The sequence below is a fragment of the uncultured Campylobacter sp. genome (genome assembly GCF_938045405.1).
GTDB lineage: Bacteria > Campylobacterota > Campylobacteria > Campylobacterales > Campylobacteraceae > Campylobacter_B.
The window spans coordinates 1-1,473 of the sequence record NZ_CALIMW010000159.1 but is presented as its reverse complement, the minus strand read 5'-3'; the positions used below and the strand labels follow the sequence as shown (position 1 = coordinate 1,473).

Genomic DNA, 1,473 nt, shown 5'->3' with positions numbered 1-1,473 from the left:
TTAAAGTATGAGTTTGCGACTAAGATTACATCGACAGCCAAACCGCTGTTTCAAGGCGAGAATTTAAAGCACCAACTTGACCGCGCAAGTAAAAAGCAAAGGGCGCGTTTCCGCCGCTCTCGCGAGCTGCCAAAACAAAATTCCGCGATAAAATCCCGATCTCTGCCCGCCCTTTTACTAAAACGATTTTTAAAAAGCGAAATTTAAGCAGCGTTTTCACTCCTTTGATTTCGCTCTTTAAATTAAGATTTAAATTTCGCGGCGCAGCGGACGCGTAAATTTAATCGGCGCGCAAAAGCCGATCCGAAATTTTACCGGGTCAAAATTTTGCCTAAATTTATTCGGCGACGACCGATTTTAAATTTTATTCGTAGGCTTGTCGTAGTAACCCCATTTGGCGCGGTATTTTCTCCTCGCTATCCGAGTCAAAACGATCTGAACGATCAAAAGCGCAAGCGTACCGCCGCCCCATTTCAAATATGTGATTCTATAGGAATCGGATATGGTATTGTAATAAAATCTGGTTGCAAAAGCATAATCGTATTTTAAAACCATTTGCCCGTCTTTAAGGGCGATCTGCCGTGCAAGGTCGGTATCGCCCCTGACCCTTTGGTACTAAATTTTTACGTCCTTGTCGTATATCGCGGCCTTGTATCCGTCTATCTGCGTACCGTAAACATCTAAAGAAAAACGCCTCTGCTTAAGCGCGCTATCCACTAAATTTAACCTATAGTAACTAGCCCCTCTACTCTTATTCGTTTGCACATATATGACGCGCCCCTATATGGTCTGCAAATCCTCTGGGCTAGACGGTAGCACCGCGGTGTAGGACATATACAGCGCCGCACCCGCGCCAAGGATAAAAAACAGCAGCACGCATCTTAAAAGCGTATTCATCTGATTAAAGCTAGCGATCTTTTTTTCATCGTATTTTGTATCAAAAAGCATCAAATTCTCTTTTGTTTAAATTTTATTTCGGCGCTTCATCCTGGCGCGCCGTAGCGGCATAAAAGCGGAGCTACGTCGCTATAAGCTATCGCGATCTTTAAATCCGCATTTCTTCAGCTAATACGGCTCGGTTTTTTCCAGTGCTGTGCGCAATACAAGGCGCCGCTTCTGCCGAAATTTAGCTTGGATTTTCATTCATTTTCATTCAACGAAGAGTAAATTTAAAAGCTAAATTTAAAAAGCGCGCAAAAGAAAATATTTCTCTTTTTAAATTCCGCTAAAATTTTATCCAAAACGCGGTAAGCTCGTATCCGCGGGGCTCACCCAACCCGCTCAAGCTTTCAAACGCAAGCGTAACGCCGCTGTTTAAGTTTAACTCCAAACCCTCATCCGTTGCGCGCTCGCGACACTCGATCCGCTCATGATTTAAAGCGCTTTTTACGGCTGCAAGATCGATAGGGGCTCCGCTAAATATCCAAGGCTCTATTTCGATTTGCTGTGCCCTGCCGTCGCCGAAATCCAGAG

General features: G+C 44.3%; 5 protein-coding genes. 1 reads left to right on the top strand and 4 read right to left on the bottom strand.

The features are described 5' to 3' along the window. The coding region (locus tag Q0140_RS06120; protein WP_297962829.1) for a hypothetical protein at positions 1-207 on the top strand (207 nt) is incomplete at its 5' end. Positions 208-357: 150 nt separating this feature from the next. Here the strand turns inward: Q0140_RS06120 and Q0140_RS06115 are convergent. The 4 genes from Q0140_RS06115 to Q0140_RS06100 all read right to left on the bottom strand — a co-directional run. Next, positions 358-555, bottom strand: coding sequence for a hypothetical protein (locus Q0140_RS06115; protein WP_297962827.1), 198 nt, complete (start codon positions 553-555; stop codon positions 358-360). 60 nt (positions 556-615) lie between these two features. Beyond that, entirely contained in the window at positions 616-765 is a 150-nt protein-coding gene (locus Q0140_RS06110; protein ID WP_297962825.1) for a hypothetical protein, read from the bottom strand. A gap of 15 nt (positions 766-780) precedes the next feature. Next, complete coding sequence (locus tag Q0140_RS06105) at positions 781-948, bottom strand: hypothetical protein (protein WP_297962823.1); 168 nt, start codon at positions 946-948, stop codon at positions 781-783. 277 nt (positions 949-1,225) lie between these two features. Beyond that, positions 1,226-1,473 (bottom strand): hypothetical protein (locus Q0140_RS06100; protein WP_297962821.1); only part of this gene is annotated, 248 nt, incomplete at its 5' end.